This is a genomic window from Shewanella sp. FJAT-52076, from assembly GCF_019457455.1.
Classification (GTDB): Bacteria; Pseudomonadota; Gammaproteobacteria; order Enterobacterales; family Shewanellaceae; genus Shewanella; species Shewanella zhangzhouensis.
In genome coordinates this window covers 2,966,839-2,983,709 of record NZ_CP080415.1, presented here as the reverse complement: position 1 = coordinate 2,983,709, position 16,871 = coordinate 2,966,839, and the positions used below count along the sequence as shown (strand labels likewise).

The 16,871-nt window shown below is 53.0% G+C and carries 19 protein-coding genes; 8 read left to right on the top strand and 11 right to left on the bottom strand.

Going from position 1 to position 16,871, the window contains the following annotated elements:
- Positions 1–2: 2 nt before the first annotated feature.
- The 3 genes from K0H79_RS13015 to mutY form a co-directional block, all read right to left on the bottom strand.
- Positions 3–266, bottom strand: a complete 264-nt coding sequence (locus K0H79_RS13015; RefSeq protein ID WP_220076094.1) for a hypothetical protein — start codon at positions 264–266, stop codon at positions 3–5.
- 163 nt (positions 267–429) lie between these two features.
- Complete coding sequence (locus K0H79_RS13010; RefSeq protein ID WP_011760601.1) at positions 430–705, bottom strand: oxidative damage protection protein; 276 nt, start codon at positions 703–705, stop codon at positions 430–432.
- Between the two features lie 3 nt (positions 706–708).
- The gene (gene mutY, locus K0H79_RS13005; protein WP_220078162.1) at positions 709–1,815 is read right to left on the bottom strand and encodes an A/G-specific adenine glycosylase; all 1,107 of its coding nucleotides are present in this window, start codon (positions 1,813–1,815) and stop codon (positions 709–711) included.
- Positions 1,816–2,064: 249 nt separating this feature from the next.
- Between mutY and trmB the strand changes: the two genes are divergently transcribed.
- From trmB to K0H79_RS12980, 5 genes are all read left to right on the top strand, one after another.
- Positions 2,065–2,781 (top strand): tRNA (guanosine(46)-N7)-methyltransferase TrmB, encoded by a 717-nt coding sequence (gene trmB, locus K0H79_RS13000; protein WP_220076093.1) that lies wholly within the window; start codon positions 2,065–2,067, stop codon positions 2,779–2,781.
- A 30-nt stretch (positions 2,782–2,811) separates the two neighbouring features.
- On the top strand, positions 2,812–3,138 hold the full coding sequence (locus K0H79_RS12995; protein ID WP_011760598.1) for a YggL family protein: 327 nt from the start codon (positions 2,812–2,814) through the stop codon (positions 3,136–3,138).
- 3 nt (positions 3,139–3,141) lie between these two features.
- Positions 3,142–4,056: a glutaminase B gene (glsB, locus tag K0H79_RS12990; RefSeq protein WP_220065185.1), complete on the top strand. Its 915-nt coding sequence runs from the start codon at positions 3,142–3,144 to the stop codon at positions 4,054–4,056.
- A 289-nt stretch (positions 4,057–4,345) separates the two neighbouring features.
- Positions 4,346–5,158: a YggN family protein gene (locus K0H79_RS12985; protein ID WP_220076092.1), complete on the top strand. Its 813-nt coding sequence runs from the start codon at positions 4,346–4,348 to the stop codon at positions 5,156–5,158.
- Positions 5,159–5,495: 337 nt separating this feature from the next.
- On the top strand, positions 5,496–6,437 hold the full coding sequence (locus tag K0H79_RS12980; protein ID WP_011760595.1) for a LysR family transcriptional regulator: 942 nt from the start codon (positions 5,496–5,498) through the stop codon (positions 6,435–6,437).
- A gap of 525 nt (positions 6,438–6,962) precedes the next feature.
- Here K0H79_RS12980 and K0H79_RS12975 read toward each other — a convergent pair.
- From K0H79_RS12975 to K0H79_RS12940, 8 genes are all read right to left on the bottom strand, one after another.
- A complete protein-coding gene (locus tag K0H79_RS12975) occupies positions 6,963–8,840 on the bottom strand; it encodes a DUF885 family protein (protein ID WP_220076091.1) in 1,878 nt (625 codons plus the stop codon).
- Between the two features lie 142 nt (positions 8,841–8,982).
- On the bottom strand, positions 8,983–10,122 hold the full coding sequence (gene hemW / locus K0H79_RS12970; protein ID WP_220076090.1) for a radical SAM family heme chaperone HemW: 1,140 nt from the start codon (positions 10,120–10,122) through the stop codon (positions 8,983–8,985).
- Between the two features lie 9 nt (positions 10,123–10,131).
- On the bottom strand, positions 10,132–10,728 hold the full coding sequence (gene rdgB, locus K0H79_RS12965) for an RdgB/HAM1 family non-canonical purine NTP pyrophosphatase (protein ID WP_220076089.1): 597 nt from the start codon (positions 10,726–10,728) through the stop codon (positions 10,132–10,134).
- 131 nt (positions 10,729–10,859) lie between these two features.
- Positions 10,860–11,294: a DUF4426 domain-containing protein gene (locus tag K0H79_RS12960; RefSeq protein ID WP_220076088.1), complete on the bottom strand. Its 435-nt coding sequence runs from the start codon at positions 11,292–11,294 to the stop codon at positions 10,860–10,862.
- Between the two features lie 82 nt (positions 11,295–11,376).
- Positions 11,377–11,664 carry a DUF167 family protein YggU gene (gene yggU / locus K0H79_RS12955; RefSeq protein WP_220076087.1) on the bottom strand — a complete coding sequence of 96 codons (288 nt, stop codon included), beginning with the start codon at positions 11,662–11,664 and terminating at the stop codon, positions 11,377–11,379.
- On the bottom strand, positions 11,664–12,212 hold the full coding sequence (locus tag K0H79_RS12950; RefSeq protein ID WP_220065178.1) for a YggT family protein: 549 nt from the start codon (positions 12,210–12,212) through the stop codon (positions 11,664–11,666). Before K0H79_RS12950 ends, yggU begins: the two co-directional genes overlap by 1 nt.
- 45 nt (positions 12,213–12,257) lie before the next feature.
- On the bottom strand, positions 12,258–13,073 hold the full coding sequence (gene proC, locus K0H79_RS12945; protein ID WP_220076086.1) for a pyrroline-5-carboxylate reductase: 816 nt from the start codon (positions 13,071–13,073) through the stop codon (positions 12,258–12,260).
- A 91-nt stretch (positions 13,074–13,164) separates the two neighbouring features.
- Positions 13,165–13,872 (bottom strand): YggS family pyridoxal phosphate-dependent enzyme, encoded by a 708-nt coding sequence (locus K0H79_RS12940; RefSeq protein ID WP_220076085.1) that lies wholly within the window; start codon positions 13,870–13,872, stop codon positions 13,165–13,167.
- 35 nt (positions 13,873–13,907) lie between these two features.
- Between K0H79_RS12940 and K0H79_RS12935 the strand changes: the two genes are divergently transcribed.
- The 3 genes from K0H79_RS12935 to K0H79_RS12925 all read left to right on the top strand — a co-directional run bounded on the left by K0H79_RS12935 (position 13,908) and on the right by K0H79_RS12925 (position 16,811).
- Complete coding sequence (locus K0H79_RS12935) at positions 13,908–14,945, top strand: type IV pilus twitching motility protein PilT (protein WP_220065175.1); 1,038 nt, start codon at positions 13,908–13,910, stop codon at positions 14,943–14,945.
- Between the two features lie 9 nt (positions 14,946–14,954).
- Positions 14,955–16,067, top strand: coding sequence for a PilT/PilU family type 4a pilus ATPase (locus tag K0H79_RS12930; protein ID WP_220065174.1), 1,113 nt, complete (start codon positions 14,955–14,957; stop codon positions 16,065–16,067).
- Between the two features lie 201 nt (positions 16,068–16,268).
- Entirely contained in the window at positions 16,269–16,811 is a 543-nt protein-coding gene (locus K0H79_RS12925) for a glutathione peroxidase (protein WP_220078161.1), read from the top strand.
- The last annotated feature ends 60 nt before the right edge of the window (positions 16,812–16,871 follow it).

The window sequence follows — 16,871 nt, the reverse complement described above, 5'->3', positions numbered from 1 at the left end:
TTTCAATCGCATTGCTGCCAGAGCTTGCCGGTTATTTCGCCATGCTGTAGTGTGTCTTTAGCTTTATATTGCAAATTAAAACAATGGCTAAGGTGTTGCTTGTATAATGCTTTTTCCACTGTGGCGTCAGTGGATTTGATGCGCGGCAGCAAGGGATTGCGGGCTTTTCTCCCATCCTTTCTTCCTCTGCAGAGTTTATCCAAGGCGTTGCCTTGAACCGGGTTTGGTTTGCCCGCGAGGGCGTTGGTTTGGATAGTCGCTGGCAAAGCGACACTCTCAATAAAACCCGCAGGGTTTACACTGAAAAATTCCGCAGGATTTCACCTGCATCCAAGTTCGCAGATAGCAAAAAGGCCCGTGAGGGCCCTTATTCGAGTGACACCATAGTGGGGATGGCATCAGGAAGGCTGTTACCGATTCATCCCTGAATCATTCAGGTTTCGGTGGAACGTAACCTTCAATCTGCACATCCTTGCCTTCGAACAGGAACAGCTGCATTTGCTCTTCGAGCAGCTTGCGATGGTCCATGTTCATCATGTTCAATTTTTTCTCATTGATAAGCATGGTCTGCTTTTTCTGCCACTCGCCCCAGGCTTCTTTGCTGATGGTGTCGAAAATGCGCTTGCCGAGTTCGCCGGGGTAAAGCTGGAAATCCAGACCTTCGGCTTCTTTACCCAGATACACACACTGAACTGTACGGGCCATGTTTTACTCCTTGTGAGCGGCAGTGCTGCCGCCGGATTCTTGCTTAAGTTCGCTTACAAGGCTTGCCAGAATGCGCTCGGTGGCGGCGGCAAGCCCAAGATTTTCGCCTTGGAGGAGGTTATACCAGAGACTCAGGTTATCTTCCATGATAAGCGCCTCTGTCTGTGTGCTGCCAAGGCGCAGTTTGACCGGCTGAATATCCAGATGGAAGTGGCTGAAGGTGTGACGGAAGCCATCCAGCAGGGTGAGATGTTCTGTATCTAAACCATTGGCTTCGACAAAGGCATGAAGCGCCTGCCGGCTGTCAAACTGGGGGAAGCACCAGAGCCCGCCCCAGATGCCGCTGGGGGGGCGCTTGATAAGCTTGACTTTGTCAGCTTGCTGCAAAATAAGCATCCAGCCTTCCCGGGCAGGAATGGTCTTTTTGGGCTTTTTACCGGGGAATTCGCTCTGACGCCCGGCAAGCTGAGCCTTACAGTCGATGGCAACTGGGCACTCGCCACACTTGGGGCGACTGCGGGTGCAGATATTGGCCCCCATATCCATCATGGCCTGATTGTACTTTTGTATGTCTTCCCTGGGCGTGAGCGCTTCGGTGAGCTGCCACAGGGCGGTATCGACCCGTTTCTCACCGGGCCAGCCTTCAATGGCACCGTGGCGCGCCAGCACCCTTTTTACATTGCCATCGAGAATGGGATGATGCTGCCCCAGAGACAATGACAGTACAGCGCCCGCGGTGGAGCGACCAATGCCCGGCAGTGCCAGCACGGCGTTGAAGTCGGTCGGGAACTCGCCGCCGTGCTCGTCGCGGATGAGCTGTGCTGCCTTGTGCAGGTTACGTGCACGGGCATAGTAGCCAAGGCCGGTCCAGTGGTGCAGCACTTCATCTTCATGGGCGTTGGCAAGGTCGTTCACCGTGGGGAAGCTTGCCATAAAGCGCTCGAAGTAGGGGATAACTGTGGCTACCTGGGTTTGCTGCAGCATGATTTCCGACACCCATACCTTATATGGCGTCTTGTGTTGCTGCCACGGCAGGGTCTTGCGGCCGTGTTTGTCGTACCACTGGACGATGCGCTGACCAAAAGGAATGCGGGCTGTTTGCTCGGGCATGGAGAGAGTGAACCAATCTGAAACTGATGGCTCGGCAGTGTAGCCGTGAGTGATGGCAGTCACAAGGGTTGGCGCCAAGTTGCGCCATGACGCTGGCAGCTTGGGCTGCGACTGGTATACTTTTTCAGCTTCGGGGCTTGCGCTCAAAGAATAACTTTGGATAATGCCCCTTCTTTTTGATTTGTCTGTTTTTAGAAGCCTGCTTTTTGCGCCTGCGCGCAGCACAGTGGCGGGCCATGCGAGGCGAGAATGAGTGAAGTAACCACCGCAGAATTTAACGAGGATGGCGTTTATCTTCGCAAGGTACGCAGCTTTGTTCTGCGTGAAGGACGTCTTACTACCGGGCAAGCCAAGGCGCTGGAAAGCTTCTGGCCAACCATGGGTCTCGACTACAGCCCACAGGCGATTAATTTTACTGAAGTATTTGGCCGCGAAGCTGGTACAGTGCTTGAAATCGGCTTTGGCATGGGTGCCTCTCTGGTAGAAATGGCCGCCAATGCCCCTGAGCTCAACTTTATTGGGGTTGAGGTACACAAGCCGGGTGTGGGTGCCTGTTTGGGCGAGGCCGGAAACGCCGGGATCTCCAACCTGCGGGTTTACCACCACGATGCGGTTGAAGTGCTGGAAAACGCCATTCCCGATGGCTCTTTGGCGCGGGTGCAGCTGTTTTTCCCCGACCCATGGCATAAAAAGCGTCACCACAAGCGCCGTATAGTACAGCCCGAGTTTGTTGAGCTTTTGCGCCACAAGCTCAAGATTGGTGGTGTGTTCCATATGGCCACCGACTGGGAAAACTACGCCGAGCATATGCTTGAGGTGATGAGCGCTGCCCCAGGTTATAAGAATCAATCTGATACCCAAACCTATGTGCCACGCCCAGACCATCGTCCTCTGACCAAGTTTGAGAACCGTGGTCAGCGCCTCGGTCACGGTGTGTGGGATCTGATGTTTGAGCGTGTTGAATAATTTTATCCATCCATGAAAGAGGAAATAACCATGGCCAAAAACCGTAGCCGTCGTCTTCGTAAAAAGCTGCGTGTGGACGAGTTTCAGGAACTGGGTTTCGATGTACGCTGGGTGTTTGATGACAGTGTTGCTGAGGCTGAAATTGATGCCCTGGTGGATAAGTTTATCGACGAAGTGATTGAGCCCCGTAAACTGGGCTTCCACGGCGGCGGTCATAAGGACTGGGAAGGTATCATTGCCACCCAGTCACTGGGCAAGTGCACCGATGAAGACCGCGCCGCTGTGAAGGCATTCCTTGAAGGCCAGAAAGTGGCCAAAGTGGAAGTATCCGACCTGTACGATCTGTGGTGGGATTAATCCATGCTTGAGCAGGCTCTGCTTGACGACCTGGTCGCCAAAGTTAGACCCTTGCTTGGACAGGGCAAGGTGGCGGATTACATTCCGGCCCTTGCCCGGGTCTCCCCCCATAAGTTGGGTATTGCGGTAACCACCATCGATGGTACCACCCTGGGGGCGGGCGACTGGCAAGAAGCCTTTTCCATTCAAAGTATTTCCAAAGTATTCAGCCTCACCGGCGCCATGATGCTCTATGAAGAGAGCGAGATCTGGTCCCGGGTTGGCAAAGAGCCGTCAGGCCACTCTTTTAACTCGCTGGTTCAGGTTGAGCTTGAGCGGGGCATTCCACGTAATCCCTTTATCAACGCCGGCGCGCTGGTGATAGCCGATTTGTTGCAAAGCCGCCTGGGTGCGCCCAAACAGCGGATGCTGGAAATAGTGCGTATGCTGAGCCAGAACCACAAGGTCTGTTACGACAAGGTGGTGGCAGACTCTGAATACCAGCACAGCGCCCGTAATGCGGCCATCGCCTTTTTGATGAAGTCCTTCGGCAATTTCCATAACGATGTGGACAAGGTGCTGCGAAGCTACTTCCATTACTGCTCGCTCTCCATGAGCTGTGCCGATCTTTCCCGTGCCATGGTGTATCTGGCCAATCAGGGAATAAGCCTGGATGGCACTGAGGTGGTATCGCCCACCCAAACCCGGCGTCTGAATGCGCTGCTGGCCACCTCAGGGCTCTATGATGGGGCAGGGGAGTTTGCCTACCGCGTGGGTATGCCGGGTAAAAGTGGTGTGGGTGGCGGCATTATTGCGGTGATCCCCGGCGATATGTCGGTATGTGTGTGGTCGCCAGCTCTCGATGCCAGTGGCAACAGCTTGGTGGGTACCCGTTTGCTTGAGTTGTTGGCGCAGGAACTTGGCCGTTCAATATTTTGATCTTGAAGCCTTTTTGATTTGCTCTATCCCCGTGGCCTTTCTGATATGAGGAAGGCCATTTCCTTATTTCGGCAACTTATCTCCCGCATTTCCAATCCTTCCCAACATCAATTGGTGAAAAGCTTCACTTTTTGGTGATATCTCACACTTTCAAGCCTGATGCTCTCCAGGTAAAACTACGTCTTTATCCGGTGATGGTATTTATTTTATTTTAAATTAATCACTTAGCAAAGTTGGCACATCCTTCGCAATATCAAGACATATAAATCAAGATGCAAGGATAGATGCGATGAAAACCAAAAACCTTATCACCGGTGTAGCCCTGGCCACTCTGATTGGCGTGACAGTAGCTGTTCCTGCAAAAGCGCAGGGGATCAGTACCGACAGCTGTGACGTTAACCTCAACTACGACATTGCTGTCGAGCCAAAAAAACTGGTGCTGAGCCAGAAAGGTGATGAGTTTTATCGCTTCGAGCCGGGCAAACTCTTTGTGGATGGCAAGGAAGTCAAGCTCAATGCCGAGCAGCGTGCCCTGGTAGACAGCTATGCCGACTCTCTGGCCAATCAGGTGCCCGAATTTGTTGCCCTGGTGACGGATGCCATCACCCTTGCCAGCACCGCGGTAAATACAGCTCTTACACCGCTGCTGGGCGATGAGACCAGCGCCCGTGTGGCAGAGCTGATGGACAATGTGAACGAGCGCCTCGGCGAAGTTATGCATAAGGATGGCGACAGCTATTACGTTGGCGTAACCGACGGCTCCATCGATGAGGTGTTCGACAAGGAATTCGAGCGTGAAATTGAAAATCTGGTGCAGGACTCCGTGGGCACTCTGATGATTAAACTCGGTACCGAAATCCTGTCGTCAGAAGGCGATAGCTTTGAAGCCAAAATGGAAGCCTTTGGCAAGAAAATGGAAGCCATGGGCGAACAGATTGAGCGCGAAATGGAAAGTCAGTCAAAGACCCTGGAAGCGCGCGCCACCAAAGTATGTGACCAGTTTGAAACCTTGCTGGCACTGGAGTCTGAACTTCGCACCAAGGTACCTGCGTTGTCAGAGCTTGAGATTTCTGACCGTAAAGAAGCTCAGCTTCGCGAGTAAGTTACACCCGGGCCTGCCTTTGACTCGCTCAAGGTAAATCAGGCCGCACCCATGCAACACCCAACCTACATCCCTTTGGTTCTTCCTTGAACGTTTGGCCCCATCCCCGGGGCCCTTTTTTTATTTGTAGTTTAATGAGCTGCCACATTAAGGCGAAACTGGAGACTCGGCGGCGATTTTTGTTATACTGCTAAAAAATAACAAAAAAACCAGACTCAAACTGGCTTCCTGACTCTACCCTAACGTGCTTTTTTGGTATATCTGATTGATTATCATTGGTTTGTCCCGTTTTCCTCCCTTGGCGAGGACAGGCTGAACATAGCTTAAGGCCACCTTCATGTTAGAACTGTTAGAACCCATTGCTATTTTTACCCATGTAGCCAGAGCCGGCAGCTTCAGCGCCGCGGCAAGAAAACTCGGGATTTCCAAATCCAAGGTGAGTACCCAGGTGGCCGATTTGGAACATAAACTGGGGGTTCAGCTTATTCAGCGTACTACCCGCAGTTTGAGCCTGACCGAGGCCGGACACCTGCTGTATGTACAGGGTGAAGAGTTGCTGCGCGATGCCGATCAGGCTGTTGCCAGCGTTCACAACCTCAATGATGCCACACGTGGGGTGTTGAAAGTCGGTATCTCCCAATCCTTCGGCACCATGCACATTATTCCGGCCTTGCCCGAGTTTATGGCAAGACACCCGGAGCTTGAGCTGCAGGTGAGCCTGCTGGACCACAAAGTGGATGTGGTCAGTGAAGGCCTGGACTTGCTGCTGACCATGTCTGAGCAACTGCCCCTTGGTATGGTCGCCAGACCCCTGATGAAGTGTCAGTTCCTGCTGGTGGCTTCTCCCGAGTATATTGCCCGCCATGGCGAGCCAAGCCGCCCCGAGCAGCTGGTTGACCATAACTGTCTTGTGTATCACGGTGAGTGGCATGAACACAGCGTGTGGCAATTCAAGCGTGGTGACGATTACTGTGAAATCGGCGTCTCGGGTAATTTCCGGGTAGACAATGCGCCGGCGCTCAAGTCGGCAGCGGTCAGCGGGCTCGGCGTTGTGTATCTCGCCAGTTATCTGATGGAAGATGAAATCAATAAGGGCACTCTGGTGCCTCTGTTGCGTGATTGGCAGCTGACTCACCATCTGCCACTGCAGGCGGTTTACCCGCGCCGTAAACATCTGGCACCCAAGGTAAGCTCCTTCATCGACTTCATTAAAAATCACATAGGTACGCCGCCTTACTGGGATGCGCCTTATCAGTCTCTCTATGACGAGCGGCGATGATTTTAAAATTCATTGTTTGTGATAATGGATAATTGTGTGATCTCTGTATTAAAATTTGATATTTATTTTTTAAATTCAGTGCTTTAGCAATAATAAAAAACCGGCTGGAACAGCCGGTTTTTTAGTGCTTGCTTAAGCACTTTTTCTAAGCCTGCTTGAAGTCTGTTCGTAAATTCATACAATGGTCAGCAATTGGATTGAGATGATCTGAGTCCGTGTTGACAGGGGAAATGACCCCTTCCGCTGTTGATGCGCAGGTCTGCGAAGAGCAAGTCTCAAGACAATGCCGGCAGAGTTTATTATTAAAACCGGTCCGGCCTTGAAACCATCATCCTAGTTTTTTGGTTTACCCCGGACATAGTACCGGGGTGATTTTTTTGGATGAAACAAAATTTCGGATGCCCTGTACCCTACATAAACCGCCATTAAATTAACAAGTGCGGTCTACAGGCAGCCAATTTGGGGAAAGCCCCAAGAAAAAAAGCCACAACCCTGAGGTTGTGGCTTTTTTTCGTCTTAAGCGAGTTACAGCCTTGCAGACTGCTGTTTGCTGTCTTTCACCCATTCCTGCACCTTGGACTCAAGCACGTCCAATGGCAGTGGGCCGTTTTTCAGCAGCAGGGTGTGGAATTCGCGAATATCAAAGGCGTCTCCCAAGGACTTCTGGGCATAGGCTCGCAGATCCAGAATTCGGTTCATACCTACCTTATAGGCGGTCGCCTGCGATGGCATCACGATATGACGCTCAACCATTTTCACCGCATCTGATTCGGCGTTGGGGGTGTTGTCCTTGTAGTAGGCAATGCCCTGTTCGCGGGTCCACTTCTTGGCGTGGATACCCGTGTCCACTACCAGACGGCAGGCACGCCACAGCTCCATGGCCAGGCGGCCAAAGTTGGAGTATGGGTCGCGGTACAGGCCCATTTCCCTTGGGAAATATTCGGTATAGAGACCCCAGCCCTCAATGTAGGCGGTGTAACCACCGAAGCGGCGGAATTTGGGGATCCCTTCCAGCTCCTGGGCTATAGCAATCTGCATATGATGGCCGGGTAAGCCTTCATGGTATGCCAGTGCTTCCATCTGGTATTTGGGCATGGCCTTCATGCTGTACAGGTTGGCGTAGTAAGTGCCAGGGCGACTGCCATCCGGAGAAGGCTGATTGTAGAAGGCCTTGCCAGCGCTTTTCTCGCGGAAAGACTCAACAGGTTTAACGATTAACCCTGCCTTGGGCTTGATGGCGAAGACCTCATCCAGACGGGCAGACATATTGTCAATCAATGCCTTGGCATCGTTGATATAGGCAGCTTTACCATCGTCGGTGTCGGGGTAGTAAAACTGCTCATCGTTGCGCATAAAGATAAAGAAGTCGTTCAGGCTGCCTTTGAAGCCCACTTCTTTCATGATGTCGCGCATTTCGTTATGAATGCGTGCCACTTCCTTCAAGCCCAGTTCATGGATGGCAATGGCATCCATGTTGGTGGTGGTGGTGCGCTTGAGGGCATTGTTGTAGTAGTCGTTGCCGTCGGGCAGTTTCCACACGCCATCACGGGTGTCGGCCTTTTGCTCCAGGGTATTGAGGTATGCAATCAGGTCGTCGTAGGCGGGTTTGACTGCAGTGTTCAGAGCGGTTTTAGCTTCGCTGTACAGCCCCTCTTTGGTGGCTGAGTCCAAATTCAGGGCTTCGACCTTGCGCTTGAAATCTGCCCACAGGGTGCTGTCTTCACCGGCTTCAAAGGGCGCGCCCTTGATGATATTGCGGCTGTCGTTAATCACGTGGGGAAATACAAACTTGGGCGCAATAATACCCTTGGCGGCTCTGAGTTCCAGTGCGTCTTTCAGCTCCCTGAAACGCTTGGGCACTGCATTGAGGCGGCTGATATAGGCCTTGGCATCATCCAGATTATCAACGGTGTGCTGGTTGATAAGGATGGAGGCTGTCATCGAGTGGACGCCATACATCTGATTGACCGGGTAGCTGTGCAGGCGCCACTTGTGGTCGGCAATCTTATTTTCGAGGCGTTGCACTGCCAGTGTCAGGCTGAGCGCCGTTTGCGAATCCAGGGCACTGGCATCAATGGCCTTGAGCTCCACCAGGTGGCGTTTGGCACGGGCCAGATCCTCGGCATCGGCCGCCTCACTGATTTCATCCCATTTGCCATAGTCTTCGCCCTTAATACCCATCATGGTTTGGCTGATAGGGCTTGCCATGACGTTTTCCATAAACTGGGTCTCGAACAGGGCATTGGCTTTGGCGGATTCGCTCATCGCTTGCTGCGCAGTGTCTTGCTGGGCTGCGCCCAGAGGCTGCGCCTGTACGGTAAAACCGGGGGCTACGCCCAGCGCAAGCAACAGGCTGGCCGCGATGAGAGAGGTTTTATTTTTTTTGTTATTCGGATGTGGCATGACTTGGCTTCCTCGTGTTGATGGAAACATCCTAAAGAAGCCATGACTAAATTTCAGAGTTTAGTGTTAGTAAATGTTTCCCGGCTTCCACAGGCAGGCATTTATAGGCCTGTCTGTGGAACAATCCAGGTGATTGTGCGGATTAGAGGAAATGGGACAGTAAGTCGTTAACGAACATATGGCCCTTGAGGGTCAGGGTCCAGCTATCTTCACTATGCCGGATAAGGCCTTTTTCGCTGGCCTGCGCCATACCTTCGTCGAGCAAGCTGGCATCAAGGCCGGTGCGGGACTCAAATTCGCCTTTGGCGATGGGAGTCATCAGCCTCAAACGGTTCATCAAAAATTCGAGTGGGCGGTCCTCTTCCTGCACTTCCGACAGTTCAAACAGATAATCGCTGGCCGCCAGGTAGCCCTTGGGGTGCTTTATTTTAACCGTTCTCAGTATGCGGTTTTCAGCAGGAACCGTGACCTTGCCGTGTGCTCCGCAGCCAATGCCGAGGTAGTCACCAAACTGCCAGTAATTGAGATTGTGGCGGCATTGAAAGCCCGGTTTGGCGTAGGCCGAAATCTCATACTGCTCATAACCCAGGGCCGCGAGCTTCTTCTGGCCCTGTTCATAGATATGCCAGAGCGCTTCGTCGTCCGGCAGTTGCGGCGGACGGGAGTGGAACAGGGTATTTGGCTCGATGGTGAGCTGATACCAGGACAGATGGGGTGGGTTGAGACTCGCCGCCGTGTCTATGTCGGCCATGGCCTCATCAAACGACTGGTTGGGCAGACCATGCATCAAATCCAGGTTAAAGCTCTGATAGCCGGCGGCCGTGGCAAGCTCTGCGGCACGGGTTGCCTCATCGCGGCCGTGAATGCGGCCAAGGAGGTTAAGCTTGTCCCTGCTGAAGCTTTGCACGCCCACCGACAGGCGGGTAACACCAGCCTCGCGATAAGCGTTGAAGTCATCATGCTCCAGGGTGCCCGGATTGGCCTCCATGGTGATTTCTATGTCATCACAAAAGGGGATGCGGGCCTTTACGCCTTCGAGGAGACGGCCAATGGCACTGGCATCAAACAGCGACGGGGTACCACCACCAATAAAGATGCTGTAAAGCGCGCGCCCCTGAACATAACGCAAATCGGCATCGAGATCGGCCAGCAGCGCATCGACGTAGGCTTCCTGGGGTAAATCGCCCTGTTTTCCATGGGAGTTAAAGTCGCAATAGGGGCATTTTTGTACACACCAGGGGATGTGGACATAAAGGCTCAGAGGAGGCAGTTCAAGCTTCACGGTCTTTCCTCAGATAATGCCTTTGTTTCTGAACTCAGCCAGCAGCGCGTTAAGCGCCTTGCCGCGGTGGCTCACGGCATTTTTCGCATCCGATGACATTTCAGCAGCGGTCAGCTCGCCGCCTTCGGCAATGAACACAGGGTCGTATCCATGGCCGTTATCGCCCCGGGCTTCGAGGCCGATACGTCCTTGCCAGGCAGCCTGGCAAATGATTGGGGTTGGGTCTTTGGCGTGGCGCATATACACGAGTACACACTGGAAGCGGGCACTGCGCTCGGTTTTGCCTTCGAGGGCACAGAGCAGCTTTTGCCAATTGTCTGTATCTTTGGCGCCGCTACCTGCGTAGCGGGCAGAGTAAATACCGGGAGCGCCTTCGAGGGCGTCTACTTCCAGCCCCGAGTCATCGGCAATGGCGGGTAAGCCGGTAATGGCCGCGGCATGGCGGGCTTTGATGATGGCATTTTCGACGAAGGTGGTGCCTGTTTCTTCCACGTCCGGCACCTGAAACTCGCTCTGGGCCACTACCGAGAGTGAATATTCGGAAAACATCTCATTGAATTCTTTCAGTTTGCCCTTGTTGCCACTGGCTAGAACCACTTTCTTCATCATTACCCCCTGACCACTGTGCTGTTGGCGCACTGCGCCCTTTCAAAATCGGCGTCATGATACCCAAGGAAGCCTTGGAAAGACAGAAAAAACAAAGCCCGCAGATGCAGGCTTTGAAGAAGGTTTGCAAATTAATCGATGTAGAATTTTTGCTTGAATTTCAATGTGGTGTTTAGCTTGTTGCCACTTCTTAAGGCAATTTGGAAGTTTATCTCCTCATCGCTGCGGTAGGGCACCTCGGCGATGTAGTAGATGGCGGCGCCTTCACGGATTTCACGGAACTTCAGCTCCACTTTGGCATCGAGCAGGTTATTGGCGATACCTGAAATTTCGACTGCCACAGCCGGATTGCCTTCTTCAGAAGTGTCCAGCACGGCAATATTGACTATGCCTGTGTAGTTGGAGCGCTCTATGCCATAGCTTTTGGCTATCGCGGGTGTCAGAAAGGTACTTGGCAGTGCCATATAGTGGATGTCGAACTGACCTACCTGTTCTTTTTGCTCAGCGCTGGCGATGCCGCACAGGCTTGCTGTCAGCAGCAGCGCAGCAAAGAGTTGACGAAACATGTCCTTATCCTCCTCAAGGGAACTCGGTTATAAGTATAAACCCCATGGCCGTATTAGGCATTTTATCAAGATTGCCCTGGGGCTAGAGAAACTGTGCAAAATCGTCAGGGATTATTTCCGGCGCCTGAATACGCACCAATTTATGCCGTCCAAGCTCGCCCCGCTCGATAGACACCTTGCCTTTGGGCACCTTGAAGGCTTTTGCCAGCAGCTTGCAGATATGGGCGTTGGCCTTGCCATCGACAGGCGGTGCCGTGATGACAAGTTTAAGCTCTTCGCCGTGAAGACCAACCAGTTCATCCCGGCTGGCCTTGGGCTGCACATACAACGCCAGCAGTAAATCCTGGTCCTGGCGAGTGATGGCGCTCATCAAATAAACGCCCAGAAAGGCACGTATTGGGCGAGCAGCATGTTAATGAAGTTAAGACCGATAAAGACCACCAGTACAGACAGGTCCAGGCCGCCAATGGGTGGAATAACGCGGCGAACCGGCGCCAGCACAGGCTCTGTCAGTTGGGCAATCACCATAATAAAGGGGTTATAACCCTGATTGAACCAGCTGAGGATGGCGCGGATAAGCAGCATCCAGAAGAAGAGCACACCGGCATTTTTAATTACGGCCACCACTGAGTATGCAGATATGGTGAGCAGGTCAACGGCGGCCCCGGCTATCAGTGTCAGTACCAACATTTTCACTACCACCACCGCAAACGCCAGTACCAGCGAGGCGCTGTCCAGCTTGCCTATGGGAGGCAAAATACGGCGCAGTGGCGCAACAATAGGGTGGGTCGCTTTAACGATAAACTGGCTGAAAGGATTATAAAAATCGGCTCTGACCAGTTGCAGCCAGATCCGTAAAATCACCACCATCAGATAGAGATCAAACAGGGTGTTTACTAAAAAAACCATCGCATTCATGAGGTTTGCCCTTAAATTGTCAACGAAGTACTGCCACTGTGTGGCTTAAAAATTCCGGGCCATCTCTTCGGCCCGCTTAATGCAGTTGCCCATGGCCTCTTTTACCAGAGAGCGGAGTCCGCCTGCTTCAAAGGTGGCGATGGCTTCGGCCGTGGTGCCTCCTTTGGATGTAACATTGGCCCTTAGCTCGGCCGGGGTTAGGCCTGGGTTTTGTTTTACCATGGCGGCGGCGCCCACGGCAGCTTGCTGCGCCAGGGTGCGGGCATCGGCCTCTGGCAGCCCCATTTCGACTCCCGCTTCAATCATGGCCTCTATAAAGAGGAAAAAGTAGGCCGGTGAACTGCCTGCCAGTGCAATTACTTTATCAATACCCGATTCATCATCCACCCAGACGATATCACCACAGGCGCGCATCAGCGACCCGGCAAAGGCCTTGTCTTCCTCTGGCATGCCGGCAGGGGCATAAAGACCTGTCATGCCGAGCCCCAACTGCATGGGGGTGTTGGGCATGGTACGGATAAGTTTGACCTGCTTGGCGAAGTAATCATGGTAGCGGCTTTCGGGGATACCGGCAGCTATGGTAATCAGCAACTTGCCATCAACCACACCGGCGAGTGACTCACATACTGCCTGCATAAGCTGAGGCTTAACTGAAAGCACTATCACATCGGCAGCCGCGGCGCTTTGCGCATTGTCCTGTGACGTGTTGATGCCGTAGTCGGCGGCCAGGGCATCGAGTTTTGGCATGCTTGGGTTGGTTGCAGTGATAAGGCTGGCGCTGTAGCCGCTTTTGATTAGGCCGCCAATGATGGCGCGGCTCATGTTTCCGGCGCCGATAAAACAGATTTTTTTAGTTTGCATCTTTATTCCTGTTTGAATTTAAAGGCTTGGCGATACCGAGAATATGGGGGCGAAGCCATGTAAATACAATGATTGCCGCAGCGCATTGGCCTTAGCGACTGTAATCCCGCTCGCCAAAAATAGCGCTGCCGACCCGCACCAGAGTGCTGCCATTGTCGATGGCAAGCTCCAAGTCACCGCTCATGCCCATAGACAGCGTATCTATTTGTCCGAGTGTACCGTGACTCTGTTGCAGGCTTTTAAAAAGGCGTTGCATGCTGGCCAGCTCGCTTCTGGCTCTTTCCTGGTCATCGGTTGGCGCGGGAATGGCCATCAGCCCCCGAAGACGCAGGTGGGGCAGGCCGCAAACGGCATCGGCAAGGGCTGCAATATCCCCGGGTTGCACACCGGATTTACTCTCTTCGTCACTGATGTTGACCTGTATCAGCACATTGAGAGGCGCCAGTCGGGCAGGGCGCTGCTCGTTGAGTCTTAAGGCGAGTTTTTCCCGGTCCAAGGTGTGCAGCCAGTCAAAATGTTCGGCAACGGGACGGCTCTTGTTGGACTGTAAGGGGCCTATAAAATGCCACTCGATGTCCGGGCAAGGGGAGGTGAGGTCAGTGATTTTTTGCACCCCCTCCTGAACATAGTTTTCACCGAACAAACGCTGACCCGCGTCGTAGGCTGCCTGAATGTCGCTGGCAGGCTTGGTTTTGCTGACCGCAAGTAATTTGATTTCAGATGGGTTTCTTGAAGAAATTTGCGCCGCTTGGACGATTCGCTGCTGGGCGAGCGAGAGTCTGTCTGCTATTGTTGTCATCATGTAATCAATCGGTTGAATGGATATCCCATACCATGGAAATCACAGAGTTACTGGCGTTTAGTGTAAAGCACAAGGCCTCGGATCTACACCTCTCTGCCGGTGTTCCCCCCATGATCCGGGTGGACGGTGAAGTGCGTAAAATCAATCTGCCTGCACTCGATCATGCCGGCGTACACTCCTTGGTGTACGACATTATGAATGACAAGCAGCGCAAAGACTATGAAGAGCACCTGGAAATCGACTTTTCCTTTGAAGTGCCCAATCTTGCCCGTTTCCGTGTAAACGCCTTTAACCAATCCCGCGGCGCGGCTGCGGTGTTTCGTACCATTCCCAGCGAAATTCTGTCGCTGGAGCAACTGGGCGCCCCGGACATCTTCAAAAAAATCGCCAGTTTCCCCCGTGGTCTGGTGCTGGTGACCGGCCCAACCGGCTCCGGTAAGAGTACCACCCTGGCAGGCATGATTGACTACGTGAACGAAAACCGTCACGACCACATTCTGACCATCGAAGACCCTATCGAATTCGTGCACCAAAATAAGCAGTGTCTTATCAACCAGCGGGAAGTGCATCGCCATACCCACAGCTTTAACGCGGCCCTTCGCAGCGCGCTGCGTGAAGACCCCGACGTGATTCTGGTGGGTGAGATGCGTGACCTTGAAACCATACGTCTGGCGATGACAGCGGCAGAAACCGGTCACCTGGTTTTCGGCACCCTGCACACCACCTCGGCGGCCAAGACCATCGACCGTGTGGTCGACGTATTCCCGGCCGGTGAAAAAGACATGGTGCGTACCATGTTGTCAGAATCCTTGCAGGCGGTAATTTCCCAGACGCTGATCAAGAAGATTGGCGGCGGTCGGGTAGCAGCCCACGAAATTATGATGGGTACCCCTGCGATTCGTAACCTTATCCGTGAGGACAAGGTGGCGCAGATGTATTCGGCCATTCAAACCGGTATGGCCCATGGCATGCAAACCCTCGAGCAGTGTCTGCAGAATCTGGTGAACCGTGGCCTCATCACCCGTGAAGACGCCATGGCCAAGAGTTCCAACAAACAGGCAAACTTTTAAGGATTGATGATGGATGTACGTCCCTTTCTGAAGGTGATGGTCGAGCGTAAAGCCTCGGATTTGTTCATCACCGCAGGTTTTCCTCCCAGCGCCAAAATCGATGGTGAGTTACGGCCTCTGGCGGAAAATGCCTTCAGCCCCGCCCAGTCACTGGACTTTGTTGAGTCCCTGATGTCGGATGCGCAAAAGAAAGAGTTTCACGAGAGCCGTGAGTGTAACTTCGCCTTTGCCGCCAAAGACCTGGGACGTTTCCGGGTCAGTGCCTTCTGGCAACGGGAGTCTCCCGGCTGCGTAATGCGCCGTATCGAGACCAAAATCCCTGAGATGGAAGATCTTAAACTGCCTCCTGTGCTTAAAGATCTGGTGATGAGTAAGCGTGGTCTTATCATCATGGTGGGTGGTACAGGTACCGGTAAGTCGACGTCGCTGGCGGCCATGGTGGGGTATCGTAATGCCCATGAGCGAGGTCATATCCTGACCATCGAAGACCCGGTGGAATTTGTGCACGACCACCGCAAGAGCATCATCACTCAGCGGGAAGTGGGTATCGATACCGACTCCTTCGACGCGGCGCTGAAAAGCTCGCTGCGTCAGGCCCCGGACGTGATCCTTATCGGTGAAATTCGAAGCCAGGAGACCATGGAGTTTGCCCTGTCATTCGCCGAAACCGGTCACCTCTGTATGGCTACCCTGCACGCCAACAACGCCAACCAGGCGCTGGACCGCATCATGCACCTGGTGCCGGAGAGCAAGCACCAGCAGCTGTTGTTTGACCTGTCACTCAACCTGCGTGGCATTGTGGCGCAGCAACTGGTGCCCAAGGCCGATGGCACTGGGCGCCGTGCGGCCATTGAAATTCTGATTAACACGCCCCGTGTGTCGAGCATTATTCAGAAAAATGAGCTGCATTTGCTTAAAGACACCATGGCCAAGTCCAATGAGCAGGGAATGCAGACCTTTGACCAGGCGCTGTTCAAGCTCTATCAGGAAGGTGAAATCACCTACGCCGATGCCTTGCACCATGCCGACTCGCCAAACGATCTGCGTTTGATGATCAAGCTCGCAGGCTCCGAAAGCACGGGTTCCGGCTTCCTGGAAGGCGTGACTCTGGACATGGATTGACACTCAGTCATAAAGAAAAACCAGGCATATGCCTGGTTTTTTGATCGTATCGGCAACTTGTGGCGTAATTTGATGAGTAAGAATGCTTTCTCAATTTGGCCAATTGCGGACAGGGAAAGTCATTGAAGACAGAGATATTCAGGAGTCAGGATGCGTAGCTTATTGTTTTCATTACTGCTGGTTGCCGGTGTTCATCCGGCAATGGCAGAAACTGTTGAGGTACAAAACGCCGCAGAGCACACTGCGGGCACTCAAGCTGTTTGTCCTTCGTATCTCAACCATGAGTTTCGCAAGCTGCACTCAAGTGAGTCGGTGAACCTTTGCGACATTGCCGCCGGCAAACCGGTGCTCTTTATCAATACCGCCAGTAACTGCGGCTTTACGCCACAGTTCAAGGCACTTGAGCAGCTCAACAAGGAATATGGCCCCAAGGGGTTGGTGCTGGTGGGTTTTCCATCGGATGACTTCTTTCAGGAAGAAAACGATGAAAAGGATACTGCCAAGGTATGTTACCTCAACTACGGCGTGACCTTTACCATGCTGGCGACCTCGGCGGTGCGTGGCGGCGACGCCAATCCGGTCTTTGAGTATTTGGGCGAAAAAGCAGGTTCACCCAAGTGGAATTTCTACAAGTATCTGGTGTCTGCTGATGGTAATGAAGTGAAGGCTTTTAACTCACGGGTGAAGCCCGACAGCCTTGAGCTCAAGGCTGCCATCGAGGCCGCTCTGCCAAAAGTACTCTGAGTGGTTCAGGCAAAAGGGGTAAGAAATAAAAACGCCGCATCTTGCGGCGTTTTTTATCAT

Coding starts and splice junctions, on each gene's coding strand:
- K0H79_RS13010 (WP_011760601.1), bottom strand. CDS start 705: ATGGCCCGTACAGTTCAGTGTGTGTATCTGGGTAAAGAAGCCGAAGGT.
- K0H79_RS12950 (WP_220065178.1), bottom strand. CDS start 12,212: ATGAATGCGATGGTTTTTTTAGTAAACACCCTGTTTGATCTCTATCTG.
- glsB (WP_220065185.1), top strand. CDS start 3,142: ATGCTTGAGCAGGCTCTGCTTGACGACCTGGTCGCCAAAGTTAGACCC.
- mutY (WP_220078162.1), bottom strand. CDS start 1,815: ATGCCCGAGCAAACAGCCCGCATTCCTTTTGGTCAGCGCATCGTCCAG.
- K0H79_RS12975 (WP_220076091.1), bottom strand. CDS start 8,840: ATGCCACATCCGAATAACAAAAAAAATAAAACCTCTCTCATCGCGGCC.
- proC (WP_220076086.1), bottom strand. CDS start 13,073: ATGCAAACTAAAAAAATCTGTTTTATCGGCGCCGGAAACATGAGCCGC.
- rdgB (WP_220076089.1), bottom strand. CDS start 10,728: ATGAAGAAAGTGGTTCTAGCCAGTGGCAACAAGGGCAAACTGAAAGAA.
- trmB (WP_220076093.1), top strand. CDS start 2,065: ATGAGTGAAGTAACCACCGCAGAATTTAACGAGGATGGCGTTTATCTT.
- K0H79_RS12960 (WP_220076088.1), bottom strand. CDS start 11,294: ATGTTTCGTCAACTCTTTGCTGCGCTGCTGCTGACAGCAAGCCTGTGC.
- yggU (WP_220076087.1), bottom strand. CDS start 11,664: ATGAGCGCCATCACTCGCCAGGACCAGGATTTACTGCTGGCGTTGTAT.
- K0H79_RS12940 (WP_220076085.1), bottom strand. CDS start 13,872: ATGACAACAATAGCAGACAGACTCTCGCTCGCCCAGCAGCGAATCGTC.
- K0H79_RS12930 (WP_220065174.1), top strand. CDS start 14,955: ATGGATGTACGTCCCTTTCTGAAGGTGATGGTCGAGCGTAAAGCCTCG.
- K0H79_RS12935 (WP_220065175.1), top strand. CDS start 13,908: ATGGAAATCACAGAGTTACTGGCGTTTAGTGTAAAGCACAAGGCCTCG.
- K0H79_RS12980 (WP_011760595.1), top strand. CDS start 5,496: ATGTTAGAACTGTTAGAACCCATTGCTATTTTTACCCATGTAGCCAGA.
- K0H79_RS12995 (WP_011760598.1), top strand. CDS start 2,812: ATGGCCAAAAACCGTAGCCGTCGTCTTCGTAAAAAGCTGCGTGTGGAC.
- K0H79_RS12925 (WP_220078161.1), top strand. CDS start 16,269: ATGGCAGAAACTGTTGAGGTACAAAACGCCGCAGAGCACACTGCGGGC.
- K0H79_RS12985 (WP_220076092.1), top strand. CDS start 4,346: ATGAAAACCAAAAACCTTATCACCGGTGTAGCCCTGGCCACTCTGATT.